The sequence below is a fragment of the Actinomadura monticuli genome (assembly GCF_041463655.1).
GTDB classification, from domain to species: domain Bacteria; phylum Actinomycetota; class Actinomycetes; order Streptosporangiales; family Streptosporangiaceae; genus Spirillospora; species Spirillospora monticuli.
Map to the genome: position 1 here is coordinate 161,776 of NZ_JAXCEI010000013.1, position 16,782 is coordinate 178,557.

Below are 16,782 nucleotides of genomic sequence, written 5' to 3' on the forward strand. Positions count from 1 at the left end.
CGCCGCATCGCGTGGGACGGCCTGGCCCGCGTGTGGGACGGCCCGCGCGATGGACGGCCCGCGCGTGGGGCGGCCCGGCCGTCAGCCGAGTGCGCGGCTGATCGGGGAGGGGGCGGGCGGCGGCGGGGCGAGCCGGAGGCGCACGTCGACCGCGACCGCCCCGTTCGGCGTGACGATCACCGGGTTGAGATCCAGTTCGGCGACCTCGGGATTGTCGGCCACCAGGGCGGCCACCCGCTCCAGCTGCTCCTCCAGGGCGGACACGGCGACCGGCGGGCGGCCCCGGTAGCCGGACAGCAGCGGGGCGCAGCGCAGCGACCGGACCATCTCGCCGGCCTCGCCCTCGCCCAGCGGCGCCGTCCGGAACACCCGGTCGCCCAGCAGGTCCGCGGCGATGCCGCCCATGCCCACCATGGCCAGCGGCCCGAACGCCGGATCCTCCAGGGCACCGATGATCATCTCGACGCCCTCGCCGACCATCCGCTGGACGACGGCGCCGCTCATGGCCCCACCCAGGCTCGCGGCCATGCCCCGGTAGGCGGCGCGGAGCTGCCCGGGGGTCCGCAGGCCCAGCCGGACGCCGCCGACGTCGCTCTTGTGCACCAGGTCGTGGCCGACGGCCTTCAACGCCACCGGGTATCCCGTGAGCGAGGCGGCCTCGACGGCGCTGTCCGCGCCGTCCACGCTGATCGTCTCGACGGTGGCGATGCCGTAGCAGTGCAGCAGGCGCTGGGTCGTCGTCGGGTCGAGCCAGCTCCGCGGCGGGTCGTACCGCAGGCGCGCCTTGATCAGCGCCCGCGCACGGTCCCTCTCGACGCCCCGGGGCGCGGACGGTGGAACGGCCGGGCGGTGCCGCCGTTCGGCCTGGTCCACGGCGTGCCGCAGCGCGGTGACCGCCTGCTCGGGGGAGGCGTAGTACGGAACCCGCGCCGCCCCGTGGTCGATCAGCCCGTCCTCGCCGATCACGCAGGCCAGCACCGGCTTGCCCGACTCGCGGGCCGCGGCGGCGATCGCCGCCTTGGTCGCCGCGGCGCCGGACCCGAACGGCGGCGTGTAGACGGCGATGACCGCGTCCACGCCGGAGTCGTCCAGCACGGCGCGCAGCGCATCGGTCATCTGCGGCGCGCCGCCGTCGGCGGTCAGGTCGACCGGGTTGGCCACGGCCGCGGCCGGTCCGAGCGCCGTGCGCAGAGCCGCCTGGGTCGCCGCGGCGAGCTCGGGAATCTGGAGGCCGTTGGCGGCGCAGGCGTCGGCGGCCAGCACGCCCGGCCCGCCGGAGTTGCCGACGACCGCGACCCGCCGGCCGCGCGGGAGCGGCTGGTGGGCCAGCAGCCGTGCGGTGTCGACCAGGTCGCGGACGGTCTCGGCACGGACGATCCTGGCGCGCCGCAGCAGCGCCTCCACCGCGATGTCCGAGGTGGCGGCGGCGGCGGTGTGCGAGCGGACGGCCCGGCCCCCCGCCTGCGACCGTCCGCTCTTGAGGACCACGATGGGCTTGCGCGCCCCCACGCGTTCGGCCAGGGCGGCGAACTTGCGGGGATTGCCGAACGACTCCAGGTACAGCGCGATGACCGCGGTTCCCGGATCGTCCTCCCAGTACTGCAGCAGGTCGTTGCCGCTGATGTCGGCCTTGTTGCCCACGGACACGAAGCTGGAGACCCCGAGGCCCGTGGCACCGGCCTGGTCCAGCAGCGCCAGGCCGACCGCCCCGGACTGCGACATGACCGCGAGCCGCCCGGCGGCGGGCATCGCCGGCAGGAAACTGGCGTTGAACCCCTCCGCGGTGTTGACGACGCCCAGGCAGTTCGGCCCGACCAGGCGCATGCCCGCCTCCCGGCAGACGGCCAGCAGTTCGGCCTCGCGCCGGGCGCCCTCGGCGCCCGTCTCGGCGAACCCCGCCGTGACCACGACCAGTGCCTTCACTCCCTTGGCGGCGCACTGGCGCGCCACGTCCAGCACCGTTGCGGCGGGGGTGGCGACGACCGCCAGGCACACGGCGCCGGGGACCGCCGCGATGCCGGGGAACGCCGGCATGCCGAGGATCTTCCGGGCGTGCGGGTTGACCGGGTAGATCGGCCCCCGGTACCCGCCGTCCCGCAGGTTGCGCAGGATGGTGTGCCCCACCCCGCCGGGGCGGCGCCCCGCGCCGATCACCGCCACCGACCACGGCCGCAGGACGCGCGCCAGCGAGGCGACCTCCGCGGTGTGCTCGCGGGCCTCGATCGTCTGGATGAGCGTGCCGGTGCAGTGCAGCGGGAAGCGGAGGTCGAACTGGCGGTCGGAGATGTTGCGCTCGACCCCGAAACCGGCCGAGGCCAGCACGTCCATCATCGCCCTGTTCTCCCAAAGGACCGTGGCGGTGAACTCGCCGATGCCCCGCGTGGTCGCCTCGATCGCCAACTGCTCCAGCAGCAGCGTCCCGAGGCCCCGGCCGTGCATGCGCTCGTCGATCAGCACGCCGATCTCGGCGGAGCCGCCGTCGGCGGCGGGGATCATCTCCGCCATCCCGATCGCCTCGTCCCCGGCGAGGGCCAACAGCGCGTGCCCCGGCCATTCGCCGCCGGTCAGCCGATCGACGTAGGCGTGCGGCGTCCTGAACCCTCCGGTGAAGAAGCGCATATACGCGGAGTGCTGGGACATCCGGTCGACCATCGCGTGGAGGGCCGGGCGGTCGGACGGGACCAGCGGACGGATGTGCACCATCTCCCCGTCACGGAGCAGCGCGTGTTCACCGGCGCCGGTCATACCGGTGTCAGAAGCCGACATCCCTGCCTCCAGGAGTAGCCGTAACCACGCCCCACGACACCAGCCGCGCCGTCCCGGCAGGAGGGGCCAAGGTCCCACCACCCACGAAGAAGGTCACCCACACCGACAGGGCAGCCATACGGGAGCGGGGGCCGAGGTCCCATGGACACGGGACGTTGCGGGGCGTGCCAGAAGGCCGCCACGGGCCTGCCGTCGGGGGAACTGACCTCTTCGGATGGCGAGAGCCCGCTACGATGCGCGACCGAGCCTGCGTCGGCGCGAGGGCCGCGCGGCGCTGCACGACTTCTGCGAGACGGGCAGCAGGTTGGCGGTGAGGTCCGGCGGACCGAACCGGCGGTCCCGGCAGGTGCGTCCGGCCCCGCGCCAGCCAGTTCGGCCGCGCGGCCGGGGCGTCCGGTCCGCGCTCACCGGACGAGCACCTTCACCGCGGCCGTGATCTCGGACAGGGCCTTCTTGGCGTCGCCGAAGTACATGCCCGTCGAGGGGGCGGTGTACAGCTCGTTGTCGATGCCGGCGTAGCCGTGGCCCATCGACCGCTTGATGACGATGACGTTCTTCGCGCGGTCGACGTCCAGGATGGGCATGCCGGAGATCGCGTTGCCGGGCCGGCGGGCGGCCGGGTTGGTCACGTCGTTGGCGCCGACGACCAGCGCGACGTCGGTGCGCGGGAACTCGGGATTGGCCTCCTCCATCTCCTTGAGCTGGTCGTAGGGCACGTCGACCTCGGCGAGCAGGACGTTCATGTGCCCGGGCATCCGCCCGGCGACGGGGTGGACGGCGTAGCAGACCTCGACGCCGCCCCGCTCCAGCAGTTCGCACAGCTCGCGCAGCTGGTGCTGTGCCTGCGCGGCCGCCAGCCCGTAGCCCGGGACGACGACGACCCGCGCGGCATAGGCGAGCTGGATCGCGGCGTCGTCGGCCGACAGCGACCTCACCTGCCCGCCGGCCGGCGCCTCCGCGGGACCGTCGCCGGTGCCGAAGCCGCCCACGACGATCGCGCCGACCGAGCGGTTCATCGCGTCGGCCATCAGCTTGGTCAGGATCGCGCCGGACGCGCCGACCAGCGCTCCGGCGATGATGAGCACGGTGCTGTCGATGACGAACCCGGCCATCGCCACCGCCGTGCCGGTGCAGGCGTTCAGCAGCGAGATGACGACCGGCATGTCCGCGCCGCCGATCGGCATCACCATCGTCACGCCGAACGCCAGCGCGGCGAGGCCGAGCAGGACCATGAGCGGCGTCCCGCCGCGGCCGGACACCAGCAGCCCTCCGGCCACGGGCATCGCCGCGCCGAGCGCCGCGTTGACGCTCCGGGCCCCGGGGAAGACCACGGGGCGTCCCGGCACGAGCCCCTGGAGCTTGCCGGACGCGATCAGCGAGCCGGAGAAGGTGACCGAGCCGATCGCCACGTCCAGGGCAGTGGCCGCCGAGGCGTTCCCGGAGCGCGCGAAGTCGTGCACGCCGACCAGCGCCGCCGCGGCGCCGCCCGCCGCGTTGAACAGGCTGACGAGCTGGGGCATCGCCGTCATGGCGACCCGCCGCGCGGCCCGCAGCCCGGCGGCCCCGCCCACGACCGCACCGGCCGCCGCGGCGATCCACGCGCCCGCCCGCACGGAACCGCCGTGGACGAGGACGGCGACGGTGGCGCCGAGCGCGACGATCATCCCGGCGGCCGACAGCGCGTTGCCGCGCCGGGCGGTCAGCGGCGAGTTCAGCAGGTGCAGCCCCAGGGCGAAGCAGACCGCGGCGAGCAGGTAGACGAGCCTGACGGACGTGTCGAACGCACTCACGGCCGCTCCTCCGGACGGGACCCTTCACGGGCCTTCTCGGGCGTCTCCCGGTGCGGCCGGAACATCTCCAGCATCCGGTCGGTGACCGTGTAGCCGCCGACGACGTTGAGCGCGGCGAACGCGCACGCGGCGAAGGCCAGCGCGTACCCGGCCGGGTCGTCGGCGGTGGCGGCGATGAGCAGCGCCCCGGCCAGCACGATGCCGTGGATGGCGTTGGCCGCCGACATCAGGGGGGTGTGCAGGGTCGTGGGGACCTTGCTGATGACCTCGAAGCCGACCAGCAGGCTCAGCACGAAGACGGTGACATCGGCGATCATGACGTGCCTCCCCGCCCGTCCGGGGCCTCCGGGAGGGTGACCACGGCGGCCTGGACGGGGTCGTCCAGGTCCAGTGCGAGCTCCCCGTCGCGCGTCAGGTGGAGCAGCAGCGCGCAGATGTTGTGGGAGTAGGCGGCCGACGCGGCGGCCGGCATCGTCGCGGGCAGGTTGTCCGCGCCGATCACGGTGACGCCCCCGCCGGTCACGACGGTCTCGCCCGGCCGGGAGCCCTCGACGTTGCCGCCGAGGTCTCCGGCAGCCAGGTCGACGACGACCGAGCCGGGCCGCATCCGTTTCAGCGCGGTCTCGGTGACGAGGACCGGCGGGGGGCGGCCTGGCACCCGCGCGGTCGTGATGACCACGTCGTGCTCGGCGATCCGCCCCGCAAGCCTGTCCTGCTCGGCCCGCTGCCGATCGGCGGTCAGCTCGCGGGCGTACCCGCCCTCCCCGGCGGCGTCCGCGACGAGGTCCAGCTCCAGGAACGCAGCCCCGACCGAGGCGATGTCCTCCCGCGCCGCCGGGCGGACGTCGTAGGCGGAGACGATCGCGCCGAGCCGCCGCGCGGTGCCGATCGCCTGGAGCCCGGCCACGCCCGCGCCGAGCACCAGTACACGGGCGGGCCGGGCCGTCCCGGCCGCGGTCACCAGGAGGGGGAAGAAACGCTCGTAGGTGTCGGCCGCCACCAGGGCGGCCTTGTACCCGGCCACGTTGGCCTGGGACGTCAGGGCGTCCATCGCCTGCGCGGCGCTGAGAGTGCGGGGCAGCGCGTCCAGGCTGACCGCGGTCACACCCGCCGCGGCCAGATCCCGGACGTAACCGGGGTCGGCCTGCGGCGCGAGCATCCCCACGGCGACCTGCCCGCTGTGCAGCAGCTCGATCCGGGGACGGGCCAGGGCCACCACGACATCGGCCCGCTCGTACACCTCCGCGGCGGACACGCTCTCCGCGCCCGCCGCGGCGTACGCCTCGTCCGCGAACCAGGCGCCGGCTCCGGCGCGGTGCTCCACCAGCACGTGCAGCCCCGCCGCGGAGAGCTTGGCCACCGAGTCGGGAATCAGTGCGACGCGCCGCTCGCCCGGAGCGGCCTCCTTGATGACGCCAACGGTGAGGGGGCTCATGCACACCAGGATCCGCCGCGCGCACCGTCGTGCGAAGGACCGAAGGTCCCGCGCTGCGGTGTCGATTGGCCCTGCCTCACCGCCACCGGCGCCCGTTAGACAGGGGACATGTTCCAAGTACGCGTGCACGGCCGCGGAGGGCAGGGCGTCGTGACGGCGGCCGAGCTGCTCTCGGTCGCCGCCTTCGCCGAGGGACGGCATGCCCAGGCGTTCCCGACCTTCGGCTCCGAGCGCACCGGCGCCCCCGTGGTGGCGTTCTGCCGCATCGACGACCGGCCGATCCGGGTTCGCGAGCCCATCGTCGCCCCGGACGCCCTCATCGTCCAGGACGCGACGCTGCTGCACCAGGTCGACGTGTTCAGCGGCCTCGGCCCGGACGGCTACCTGCTCATCAACTCCTCGCGCGGGTTCGGCGAGCTCGGGCTGGCGGAGTTCACCACCGGGTTCCGGCCGGAGCGGCTCCTGACAGTACCGGCGACGGAGCTGGCGATGGAGCACCTCGGCAGGCCGGTGCCGAACGCGGTCCTTCTCGGCGGCTTCGCCGCGCTGAGCGGCGCCGTGTCGCTGGAATCGGTGCGGGCGGCGATCGGCGACCGCTTCGCCGGCAAGGTCGCCGACGGCAATCTCGCCGCCGCCGCGCGCGCCCACCAGTTCGTGACCGGACGGCTCCGGGAGGCAGCCGATGCTTAAGCAGACCGAAGGGTCCAAGGCGGTCGCCGAGGCGGTGGCGCTGTGCCGCCCCGAGGTGATCTGCGCCTACCCCATCTCACCGCAGACCCACATCGTCGAGGAGCTCAGCAGGCTGGTGAAGGCGGGGCGGCTCGCGCCCTGCGAGTACGTCAACGTCGAGTCGGAGTTCGCGGCCATGTCCGCGGGCATCGGCGCGTCCGCGGCCGGGGCGCGGACCTATACCGCGACCGCGAGCCAGGGCCTGCTGTACATGGTCGAAGCCCTCTACAACGCCTCGGGGCTGGGCCTGCCGATCGTCATGACGGTCGCCAACCGTGCGATCGGCGCGCCCATCAACATCTGGAACGACCACAGCGACTCGATGTCGCAGCGCGACTCCGGCTGGATCCAGCTCTACGCCGAGACCAACCAGGAGGCGCTCGACCTGCACATCCAGGCCTTCCGGCTCGCCGAGGAACTGTCGCTGCCGGTGATGGTGTGCATGGACGGCTTCGTCCTGACCCATGCCTGGGAACGGGTCGACACCCCGTCCCAGGAGCAGGTCGACGCGTTCCTGCCGCCCTACGCGCCGCGCCAGGTCCTCGATCCCGACGAGCCCGTCTCGATCGGCGCCATGGTGGGCCCCGAGGCGTTCACCGAGGTGCGCTACCTGGCGCACGCCCGGCAGATGCGGGCGCTCGAACTCATCCCCGAGGTCGCCGCGTCGTTCGCCGAGGCGTTCGGCCGCCGGTCCGGCGGGCTCGCAGGCGCGTACCGCACCGAGGACGCCGAGACCATCGTCGTCGCGCTCGGCTCCGTCCTCGGCACCGTCAAGGACGTCGTCGACGAGCGGCGCGAGCAGGGCGTCAAGATCGGCGCGCTGGGCATCACCTCGTTCCGGCCCTTCCCGCTGGAGCAGGTGCGGGCCGCGCTCGGCCACGCCCGGCGCGTCGTCGTGCTGGAGCGTGCGCTGGCGGTCGGCATCGGAGGCATCGTGTCCGCCAACGTGCGGATGGCGCTGTCCGGCGTCCACCTGCATGGCTACACCGTCATCGCGGGGCTGGGCGGCCGTCCCATCACCAAGGCGTCGCTGCACCGGCTCTTCGAGGACGCCGCCGCCGACAGGCTCGAACCGCTGACCTTCCTCGACCTCGACCACGGGCTCGTCGAACGCGAGCTGGAGCGGACCCGCGCCACCCGCCGGTCAGGGCCGACCGCCGAGAACATCCTGCGCGACGTCGGCGCCGTCGCCGCACGACCCGTGTGAGGATCCCATGCCCGTCCAACCGATCAAGTTCTACCAGACCGGCAGCTTCGCGGTCGGGAACCGCCTGCTCGACCCCGCGCAGCGCTCCGTGCAGGCCGACACGCGCCGCACCAACTCGCTCAACTCCGGGCACCGCGCGTGCCAGGGCTGCGGTGAGGCCCTCGGCGCGCGCTATGCCCTGGACGCCGCGATGCGGGCGACGAACGGGCAGATGGTGGCCGTGAACGCCACCGGATGCCTGGAGGTCTTCTCCACGCCCTATCCCGAGACGTCCTGGCAGGTGCCGTGGATCCACTCCCTGTTCGGCAACGCCCCGGCCGTCGCGACCGGCGTCGCCGCCGCGCTCAAGGCCAAGGGCCGCACCGATGTGCGCGTCGTCGGCCAGGGCGGCGACGGCGGGACGGTCGACATCGGCTTCGCGTGCCTGTCGGGGATGTTCGAGCGCAACGACGACGTTCTCTACATCTGCTACGACAACGAGGCGTACATGAACACCGGCGTGCAGCGGTCCGGCGCGACGCCGCCCGCCGCGCGGACCACGACCACGCAGGCCGTCGGCCCCGAGCCGGGCAACGCCTTCGGGCAGGGCAAGAACGTCCCGCTGATCGCGCTCGCGCACGAGATCCCGTACGTCGCCACCGCGACCGTCGCGGAGCTGCGCGACCTGGAGTACAAGGTGCGGCGCGCCATGGAGTTCCGCGGGGCCCGCTACCTGCACATCATGGTGCCCTGCCCGCTGGGCTGGGGCAGCGCGGCCTGCGACACGATCCGGGTGGCGCGGCTCGCCAAGGAGTCTGGGCTGTTCCCGGTGTTCGAGGCCGAGGGCGGCGAGATCACCGGCGTGTCCAAGATCCGCCGTCGCGTTCCCGTCGAGGACTACCTGCGGCTGCAGAGCCGTTACGCGCACCTGTTCGGGGAGCATCCCCGCACCGACGTCATCGCCCGCATCCAGGCGACGGCGGACAAGAACATCCGGAGGTTCGGCCTCCTGGCAGACGACGAGGCGGCGCAGTGATGGAAAAGCCGTTCGCGATCACGCTCGACGCCGGGTCGAGCCTGGCCAACAAAACCGGCGCGTGGCGGACCGAACGTCCCGTCTACGTCGACCGCATGCCGCCGTGCAACGACGCCTGCCCGGCCGGCGAGAACATCCAGCGCTGGCTCTACGACGCCGAGGACGGCTCGTACGAGAAGGCATGGCGGCAGATCATGGAGGACAACCCCTTCCCGGCCATCATGGGCCGGGTCTGCTACCACCCGTGCGAGACGGCCTGCAACCGGGCGAAGCTCGACGCGGCGGTCGGCATCAACTCCGTGGAGGCGTTCCTCGGCGATGAGGCGATCCGGCGCGGCTGGACGGTGCCCGTCACCGCCGAGCCTTCCGGGAAGCGCGTCCTGGTCATCGGGGCGGGGCCCTCGGGGCTGTCGGCCGCCTACCACCTCACCCGGATGGGGCACGCCGTCACGATCGCCGACGCGGGCGCCGTTCCCGGCGGCATGATGCGCTACGGCATCCCGCGCTACCGGCTGCCCCGCGAGGTGCTCGACGCCGAGGCCGGCCGCATCCTCGACATGGGCGTCACTTTCGTCCCCGGCCGGAAGGTGACCGACCTGCCCGCCGCGATGCGCGGCGAGGGGTTCGACGGGCCCTTCGCCGCCGCCTTCCTCGCGGTCGGCGCGCACATCGGCCGCCGCGCCTATATCCCGGCCGGGGACTCGGCGCGCATCCTGGACGCCGTCTCCGTGCTGCGGGGGATGGAGGGCACGGAGGCCCCTCGGCTCGGCCGCCGCGTCGTCGTCTACGGCGGCGGGAACACCGCGATGGACGCCGCCCGGACCGCCCGGCGGCTCGGCGCCACCGACGCCGTCGTCGTCTACCGGCGCACCCGCGAGCGCATGCCCGCCCACGATTTCGAGGTCGAGGAGGCCGTCGAGGAAGGCGTGCGGATGAAGTGGTTGTCCACCATCGCGCACGCCGACGGCGGCTCCATCACCATCGAGAAGATGGCCCTCGACGAGAAGGGCTTCCCACAGCCGACCGGAGAGTTCGAGGAACTGGCCGCCGACTCCGTCGTCCTCGCCCTCGGCCAGGAAGCCGACCTCGCCCTCCTGGAGGGCCTCCCCGGCATCGAGCTAGCCGACGGCGTCGTCAAGGTCGGGCCAGACCTGATGACCGGACGTCCCGGCGTCTTCGCCGGAGGCGACATGGTGCCCGCCGAACGCACTGTCACCGTGGCCGTGGGGCACGGCAAGAAAGCCGCCCGCCACATCGACGCCTATCTGCGAGGCGGAACCTACACCAAAGGCGAGCGGCTCGAACTCGCGGAATACAACCTGCTCAACCCCTGGTACTACAGCGACGCGCCCGCAACGGTGCGGCCTCAGCTCGACCTGGCTCGCCGCACGTCCACCTTCGACGAGGTCCACGGCGGCCTGGACGAGTCGAACGCGCTCTTCGAGGCGCGGCGCTGCCTGTCCTGCGGCAACTGCTTCGAATGCGACAACTGCTTCGGCGTCTGCCCCGACAACGCCGTCATCAAGCTCGGGCCCGGCAAGCGGTTCGAGATCGACTACGACTACTGCAAAGGCTGCGGTCTCTGCGTCGCCGAATGCCCGAGCGGCTCGATCAAGATGGAACCCGAGGAAACCTGACACCCTCCGGAGGCGCGCCCTCGTGCCGCCCGTCGGCGACCCCGCGGCAGCCGGGCGCTGTCGAGGCGCGGTGCGCGCCGGGTGGCCGACGCCCCGTAGTCGTTCAGTTAGTCAACCGAAGCTGAAGAGGCCGCATCCGAATTCGGACAGGGGCAGGTTCGCCCGGCTGTCCAGCGCGGTGAAGGACGGCGTGCCGCCGCCCGCCAAGACCGGTGCGGTGACCAGCACGTACTCGTCGATCAGCCCGGCCCGCATCGCCGCCGCGGCGAGTGTGGCGCCGCCGATGTCCATGGGGCCGCCGTCCTCGGTCTTGAGCCGGGTGATCTCGGTGACCGCGTCGCCGGTGACCAGGCGGGTGTTCCAGTCGACCGTCGCTTGCTGGTCGGCGGATCCCCTGTTGCTGGCGGTCTCCTCTGGCTTCGTCGCGCCGGGGACATCCGGCGCAGGGGTTCGCTCACTGCTTGAGGCCGGTGCCCCGGCGGGGACGTGGTGTGCGATCGCTCCGTCCGCAGGTAGCAGAACCATAAGCGGAAAGATGAGGGCGCCCCACGCTGAGGTGTGGATGACCGAGCGGACATGGTGATCATCACTGCGGTCAGGGTGAGCGCGAAGTAGATGAGGGCGGTCAGGAAGGTGAGTGCATCCTGGGCGTACTTCCCGAAGGAGACCAGGACCCAGGACAGCGCGACACACAGCGCGATGATGGCCGTGCCGAGGATCTCACCGATGATGGTGTGTGCTGTGCGGGCGCGTAGGCAGACCTGGTCGCCTGAGATCCCGGCGGACAGGTAGGCGAGGGCGATGAACGCGAAGAACGCGGTGAGGAGGAGCTTGAATCCGCGGGCGGCGGGCTGGTGGGTTGGGGTCGCGCTGAGGAGGAACGTCAGGCCGGCGAAGAGGAACCCGGCGATGCCGCCGGTGAAGGGAACCCAGTTCCCGGCGGTGGTGATGGCGCTCCAGTCGGTGCTGCGGCAGAGGTCGACGTAGGGGCCTTCCCCTCTATCGCCCCGGCGGAGGCCAGGACCTGCCTGGGCTGGTGCGAGCCGTTGCCGAAGGCGTCAGCACCACGACTAAAATGATCAAGCGTCATATGCACGGACGCGCAGGCTTCCCGCTCCTTGGACACCGGATCCTGCTCAACTGACACCACTCTCCGTCACCACCGAATATGCAACAAAGCCCTTCGAGCTACAAGCTCCTCGTCGAACATTGGGGATTGGGTCACCCGCTGTAGTTGGTAACCGTCCCATTGATGACCGTCCTATGGGACTGCACGACCTAACCCACTCGTGGGATCGTGGTGGGCGTGACCTTTCTGCGCCCGCTGGGGAGCATTTCGAGCGAGAGGTGGTGTGCACGTGAGTGTTGCGGGGATGCGGATCGCCGGACGCTACCAGCTGGAAGAACTGCTCGGACGCGGTGGGATGGGAGAGGTCTGGCGCGCCTTCGACCCGCAACTGAGGCGTGCGGTCGCGATCAAGCTTCTTCCGGCGCGTCCGGGCGGCGACAGGCAGCGAGTGCAGAGGTTCTATCGGGAGGCACAGGTCACTGCGAACCTGCAGCATCCAGGCATCACCGGGGCCTTCGACTTCGGGGAGTATGAGCGGCACCTGTTCCTGGTAATGGAACTGCTCCAGGGGCGGGATCTGAGCAAGGTGCTGGCTGACCACCCCTCAGGACTCTCCGTTCACCGGACTCTGGATCTGGTGGCGCAGGTGGCCGATGCCCTGTCCCGGGCTCATCAGGAGGGCATCGTCCACCGGGATATCAAGCCCGCCAACCTCATGCTGCTCCCCGGAGACAAGGTCAAGCTCTGCGACTTCGGCATCGCCGGCTTTACTCAGATCGACTCGAACCTCACCTACGAGGGGAGCGTCCTCGGAACCCCCGCCTACATGGCACCTGAGCAGTGCCGGGGACTACGCGTCGACGAACGAGCCGATCTCTATTCTCTCGGTTGCGTGTTGTTCGCCCTTCTTGGAGGAAGACCGCCGTTCCCGCCAGAGGAAGACTTCCGGGCCGTTATGGCTCATCACCTCCACTCGCCGCCTCCTCGCATGAGTTCACTAAGATCCGACCTCCCACATGGCCTGGACCAGCTCATAGAGTGGCTGCTCGCCAAGGATCCCGCGGATCGTCCCAGCCGGGCAGGCGATGTCGCGGACAAACTCCGAGCATTGCGTGATGGGGCGCCCATCAAGGTGGCCTCTTCGGTAACGTCCGGGCTCACCCTGACCCTGCACTACAACCAATATCTTCCGCCTGGTGAGAGTGAAGTCCATGCGATGGTGTCGGTAGCCGGCGAGGTCCCGCCCTCGCTCGCCACCGGAGCGCCCCGTGCGGCGATATTCGTCATCGGCCTGTCCGGCGAGTCCGACAATGCGCACCTCGCGATCGTCAGGGATGCGGTCGCTGAGGCGATCGAGCGCCTTGAGGACCAAGTCTCCTTTGCTGTCGTAGCGGGCTCGGAGTACGCGCACATGGTCTATCCCGACACATTGCGCCTGGTCAAAGCGACCGCGGCGACCAAGGCGCAGGCGCGCACCGCCCTGGCCGGCCTGACCACCTGCCAGAACGCGGCCTTCGGCCGCTGGCTGCGACTCCTCGACCGGTTGTTCACGGCCCATCCTGACGCGGTGCGGCACGCGATTCTGCTGACGGACCAACGCGCCGACTCGGAGAGCCTCAAGGACCTGAACGCAGTCCTGAGCGCCTGTGCCGGCCGCTTCTCCTGCGACGCCCTCGGCATCGGCACTGACTGGGAACCGATCCAGCTGAGGTCGATCACCTCGGCGCTCAACGGGACCCTGGAGATCGTTACCTCTGGGCCCGAGCTTATGCGGGAACTGACCTCGCGCGTCGAAAGGATGCGTTTGGCGCTTCCTCGCGACCTCGCCCTGCGGATCTCCACGCCCGGAGGGCGGCTCCGCTTTCTCAAGGAGTTGGTACCGGATATCAAAGACCTATCCGATCGGCGATATCCTGTCGGCCCGGACGTTGGTGAATACCCCATCGGTGTCTGGGGAAACGAGACGCGTGAGTACCACCTATCGGTAACAACGCCCCCCGGTCGCCCCACGGGACATGCCGTTGCAGCCGAATTGAGCGTTGTCCTCCTTCCTCCTGCAGGCGATGGCCAGATACTGGCCGAGCAGCAGGTTCCGGTGACATGGGTAGACGACCCCCAGATGCGGATCACATCGTAGACCGACTGAAACTCGGGGCTCTGACGTAGTCGACCTGGTCCCGGCGCGCGAGCCGACCCGGCGAACTGCGGTTTCGACGTGCATGCCGAGCAGGTCGGCCGGGCGGCTGCTCAACCCCGGCAGCGGGCCCTGCTTGTACTGGCCCACTTGCGCAAAGGCGACACCTTCACCCAGGTCAGGGTCGGGTTCGAATATCGACGAGCACGGCCTGGCGGTACGTCCAGGAGGCGGTGGCGCTACTGTCGGCGCGGTCGCCGAAGCTGCGAGCGGCGCTGCGCAAGGCCAAGGACGACGGGCTGCACCTGCTGGTGCTGGACGGCACGCTCATCGCCTGCGACCGTGTGCGGTCCGACCGGCCGTACTACTCGGCCAAGCACCGCTGCCACGGAAGGGGCGAACGGCAAATAAACGATCAAGAGGCCGGTTATCCGTGGTGGAGAAACGTCCTCTGAGCTGGTCTCTATTGCCGGGACGGCGGGATTTGAACCCAGGACCCTTGACCCCAGGACGGCGGGGACGAGCTCCCGGTGGGAATCGATGAACTCGACTAGCGCGGCAGTTTCGGGTCGAGTTCCCGGGCGAAATACGCGCCGGCGGCCTTCAAGATCTCGTTCGCCCGCCGCAACTCGCGGTTCTCGCGCTCCAGCTCGGCGATCCTTTGCGCATCGCTGGTCGTAGTCCCTGGACGCTGCCCGCCATCGACCTCGACCTGCCGGATCCAGGTCCGCAACGCCTCACGGTGCCGGCGCGGCCCTCGGGGGTCAGGGCGAGCGGGGAGCTGCGGGCGTCGTCGGGGTTGGGGGCGCGGGGGATGAGGGCGCGCTGCTCCACGCGCCGGACCTGGTGGGACAGGCGGCTGCCCGGTCCGGTCCCGCGTCCCGCCGACGAGGCGCGGGTCGGCGGGCCGGTGGCTCACGGGCTGCGAGAGAGTGCCTCCTGACGAATGGAGAGGCATTCCGGCGGGCGCGCGAACCCGCCGGAACCGTCGCGGCGGTGACCGGCGGGCTCAGCGGCGCAGGGACTCCAGCGCCGCGGTGAGCCTCCCGGCGGCGTCGTCGGCGACCGGTCCAAGGCCGGGCTGTTCGCTCACCGTGACCATGACCTGGGGATCCAGCGCTTCGACCAGGGTGTCGCCGCCTTCGGATCGGACGACGACGTTGCAGGGCAGCAGCAGGCCGATCCGCCGGTCGACCTCCAGGGCCCGGTGGGCGAGCGGCGGGTTGCAGGCGCCGAGGATGAGGTAGTCCTCCATCGTCTCGCCGAGTTTCTCCTGCAGTGTGGCGCGCACGTCGATCTCGGTGAGCACGCCGAACCCCTGCTCCTTGAGCGCTGTCCTGACCCGTTCGACAGTCTCGGCGAACGGCTGGCGCAGTCTGATGGACATGCCGTAGTTCATAAGATCGTCCTTTCCTCATCGGCGGTCTGTGCAGGTGCCGGGTGGTCGTCTTCCCGGACGGCTTCCTGTCAGCCGGGTTCTCTGGCTGACGGGGGCATCGACCGCGAGCCGCTGCCCGGTCGGCCGGCCTCGGGGCCCGATGAAGCCGGTGCCGAACTCGGTGTTCAGCGCCTCGGCCACGTCCTGCGGGATCGTCCACCCGAGGACGGGCGGTCCTGGATCGTCGGCGGCGCGCACCGCCGCACGGGTCGCGGGCACGTGGTCGGGGTGGCCGGTGACGCCACCGAGGTCGAAGGCCGGCAGCCGGCTCGGTTCCACCGTCTGGTCGAACCGGCGCACCTGCTCGGCCGAGTCGTCCAGCGGCACCTGGTCGAGCCGCCCGTCCGGGCAGTCGAGCAGTTCCGTGTGCCGGGCCCCGAGGACGGCGCTCGCCGAACCCGGTTCGGCGGACCGTATCTCGGCCAGAACACCGGCGGTCGGGTGCGGGTTCGAGGCTTCGCCGTGAGTGAAGTACAGCCCCCCGGCCTCGATCAGATGGTCCAGGACGGCGCCCGGCCCGAAGGATTCGTCATCCGGATGGGCCACCACGGCGAGGACGGCCCGTCCATCCATGGGCGCGTCCGGGTGGCTTCGACGTCCAGCGGTCACGATCCCTCCCTCGGGTTCCACGATACCCAACCCCGTATGCAAGAGCACTGGAATCAGCGAGGGGACGGGATTGTTTTTATACGCATAGGGGTATCCATCGACGAGGAGGGACGGCCATGGCCGCGACCGAACTGACGCGCGAGAACGTCGAGGACGTGCTCGCCGGAGACGGCATGATCCTGATCGACTTCTGGGCCGGCTGGTGCGGGCCGTGCCGCTTCTTCGCGCCCGTCTACGAGCGGGTCTCCGAGAAGCACCCCGACATCGTGTTCGGCAAGGTCGACACCGAGGCCCAGCAGGAGCTGGCCGGAGCCTTCCGGATCTCCTCGATCCCGACCCTGATGATCATCCGTGACCGTGTCGTGCTGTACGCCCAGCCCGGCGCGCTGCGCGAGCCGGAACTGGAGAGGCTCATCGAGGAAGCGCGGGCCGTGGACATGGACGAGGTGCGCCGCCGCGCCGCCGAGCACCAGCACAGCGCTTGAGAAGGACGCGGCGTGGAACTCGACAAGGAATCACTGGCCGAGGTCGCCGTGCGGCTCCGGCGCGCGCAGGGGCAGATCGGCGGCGTCATCAGGATGATCGAGGAGGGGCGCGACTGCGCCGACCTGATCAACCAGCTCGCCGCCGCCTCCCACGCACTCCACCGCGCCAGTTTCAAGATCATCGCCAGCGGCCTGGAACAGTGCGCGGCACGCCAGGAGGACGCGGGGCCGGAGCAGACCGCGCTGGACCGGGCCCAGCTGGAGAAACTGTTCCTGACGCTCGCCTGACGCGGCGGCCGAGCCCTGGTTCGCTCCAAGAGCGCAAGAGGAGGCCGTGGGCGGGCCGCGCGAGATCGCCGTGCCCCAGCGGCCAACCGGTCTGGCCGGCGGGCCGGAACCCGCGGCCGCCGGGCGGCTGCTCGTCCCGGCCCGCGACGGCGACGATTTGCATGCGGTGTCGGCGGACCC

15 protein-coding genes and 2 pseudogenes are annotated in these 16,782 nt (G+C 71.2%); 9 read left to right on the forward strand and 8 right to left on the reverse strand.

Annotated features, from left to right (window positions below):
- Positions 1 to 81: 81 nt before the first annotated feature.
- The 4 genes from SM611_RS27345 to SM611_RS27360 all read right to left on the reverse strand — a co-directional run bounded on the left by SM611_RS27345 (position 82) and on the right by SM611_RS27360 (position 5,991).
- Positions 82 to 2,766: a GNAT family N-acetyltransferase gene (locus SM611_RS27345; RefSeq protein WP_371952986.1), complete on the reverse strand. Its 2,685-nt coding sequence runs from the start codon at positions 2,764 to 2,766 to the stop codon at positions 82 to 84.
- Between the two features lie 404 nt (positions 2,767 to 3,170).
- Positions 3,171 to 4,556 carry an NAD(P)(+) transhydrogenase (Re/Si-specific) subunit beta gene (locus SM611_RS27350; RefSeq protein WP_371952987.1) on the reverse strand — a complete coding sequence of 462 codons (1,386 nt, stop codon included), beginning with the start codon at positions 4,554 to 4,556 and terminating at the stop codon, positions 3,171 to 3,173.
- Positions 4,553 to 4,873, reverse strand: a complete 321-nt coding sequence (locus SM611_RS27355; protein WP_371952988.1) for an NAD(P) transhydrogenase subunit alpha part 2 — start codon at positions 4,871 to 4,873, stop codon at positions 4,553 to 4,555. The genes SM611_RS27350 and SM611_RS27355 overlap by 4 nt, the downstream gene beginning before the upstream one ends.
- Entirely contained in the window at positions 4,870 to 5,991 is a 1,122-nt protein-coding gene (locus tag SM611_RS27360) for an NAD(P) transhydrogenase subunit alpha (protein ID WP_371952989.1), read from the reverse strand. Before SM611_RS27360 ends, SM611_RS27355 begins: the two co-directional genes overlap by 4 nt.
- Before the next feature lie 108 nt (positions 5,992 to 6,099).
- Here SM611_RS27360 and SM611_RS27365 point away from each other — a divergent pair, with 108 nt between their 5' ends.
- From SM611_RS27365 to SM611_RS27380, 4 genes are read left to right on the forward strand one after another with little or no spacing between them, the layout of a single operon-like run.
- Positions 6,100 to 6,681, forward strand: a complete 582-nt coding sequence (locus SM611_RS27365; RefSeq protein WP_371952990.1) for a 2-oxoacid:acceptor oxidoreductase family protein — start codon at positions 6,100 to 6,102, stop codon at positions 6,679 to 6,681.
- Positions 6,674 to 7,927 carry a pyruvate ferredoxin oxidoreductase gene (porA, locus tag SM611_RS27370; RefSeq protein ID WP_371952991.1) on the forward strand — a complete coding sequence of 418 codons (1,254 nt, stop codon included), beginning with the start codon at positions 6,674 to 6,676 and terminating at the stop codon, positions 7,925 to 7,927. The genes SM611_RS27365 and porA overlap by 8 nt, the downstream gene beginning before the upstream one ends.
- A gap of 7 nt (positions 7,928 to 7,934) precedes the next feature.
- Positions 7,935 to 8,942, forward strand: a complete 1,008-nt coding sequence (locus SM611_RS27375; RefSeq protein ID WP_371952993.1) for a thiamine pyrophosphate-dependent enzyme — start codon at positions 7,935 to 7,937, stop codon at positions 8,940 to 8,942.
- Entirely contained in the window at positions 8,942 to 10,579 is a 1,638-nt protein-coding gene (locus SM611_RS27380; RefSeq protein WP_371952994.1) for an NAD(P)-binding protein, read from the forward strand. The genes SM611_RS27375 and SM611_RS27380 overlap by 1 nt, the downstream gene beginning before the upstream one ends.
- A 111-nt stretch (positions 10,580 to 10,690) precedes the next feature.
- Here SM611_RS27380 and SM611_RS27385 read toward each other — a convergent pair.
- Positions 10,691 to 10,948: pseudogene (locus tag SM611_RS27385) on the reverse strand (dihydrofolate reductase family protein); the annotation flags it as partial.
- 432 nt (positions 10,949 to 11,380) lie between these two features.
- Between SM611_RS27385 and SM611_RS27390 the strand changes: the two are divergent.
- The 3 genes from SM611_RS27390 (at position 11,381) to SM611_RS27400 (ending at position 14,237) form a co-directional block, all read left to right on the forward strand.
- Positions 11,381 to 11,566 carry a hypothetical protein gene (locus SM611_RS27390; RefSeq protein ID WP_371952995.1) on the forward strand — a complete coding sequence of 62 codons (186 nt, stop codon included), beginning with the start codon at positions 11,381 to 11,383 and terminating at the stop codon, positions 11,564 to 11,566.
- A 386-nt stretch (positions 11,567 to 11,952) separates the two neighbouring features.
- On the forward strand, positions 11,953 to 13,785 hold the full coding sequence (locus tag SM611_RS27395; protein ID WP_371952996.1) for a protein kinase domain-containing protein: 1,833 nt from the start codon (positions 11,953 to 11,955) through the stop codon (positions 13,783 to 13,785).
- Between the two features lie 230 nt (positions 13,786 to 14,015).
- A complete protein-coding gene (locus SM611_RS27400) occupies positions 14,016 to 14,237 on the forward strand; it encodes a hypothetical protein (RefSeq protein WP_371952997.1) in 222 nt (73 codons plus the stop codon).
- Between the two features lie 113 nt (positions 14,238 to 14,350).
- Here SM611_RS27400 and SM611_RS27405 read toward each other — a convergent pair.
- The 3 genes and pseudogenes from SM611_RS27405 to SM611_RS27415 all read right to left on the reverse strand — a co-directional run.
- Positions 14,351 to 14,521, reverse strand: a pseudogene (locus SM611_RS27405) (transposase); the annotation flags it as partial.
- A 270-nt stretch (positions 14,522 to 14,791) separates the two neighbouring features.
- On the reverse strand, positions 14,792 to 15,169 hold the full coding sequence (locus SM611_RS27410; RefSeq protein WP_371952999.1) for a DUF302 domain-containing protein: 378 nt from the start codon (positions 15,167 to 15,169) through the stop codon (positions 14,792 to 14,794).
- A gap of 27 nt (positions 15,170 to 15,196) precedes the next feature.
- Positions 15,197 to 15,829 carry a PIG-L deacetylase family protein gene (locus SM611_RS27415; protein WP_371953001.1) on the reverse strand — a complete coding sequence of 211 codons (633 nt, stop codon included), beginning with the start codon at positions 15,827 to 15,829 and terminating at the stop codon, positions 15,197 to 15,199.
- A 116-nt stretch (positions 15,830 to 15,945) separates the two neighbouring features.
- Here SM611_RS27415 and SM611_RS27420 point away from each other — a divergent pair, with 116 nt between their 5' ends.
- Entirely contained in the window at positions 15,946 to 16,314 is a 369-nt protein-coding gene (locus tag SM611_RS27420) for a thioredoxin family protein (RefSeq protein WP_371953003.1), read from the forward strand.
- Positions 16,315 to 16,326: 12 nt separating this feature from the next.
- A complete protein-coding gene (locus SM611_RS27425; RefSeq protein ID WP_371953005.1) occupies positions 16,327 to 16,602 on the forward strand; it encodes a metal-sensitive transcriptional regulator in 276 nt (91 codons plus the stop codon).
- Positions 16,603 to 16,782: the final 180 nt, after the last annotated feature.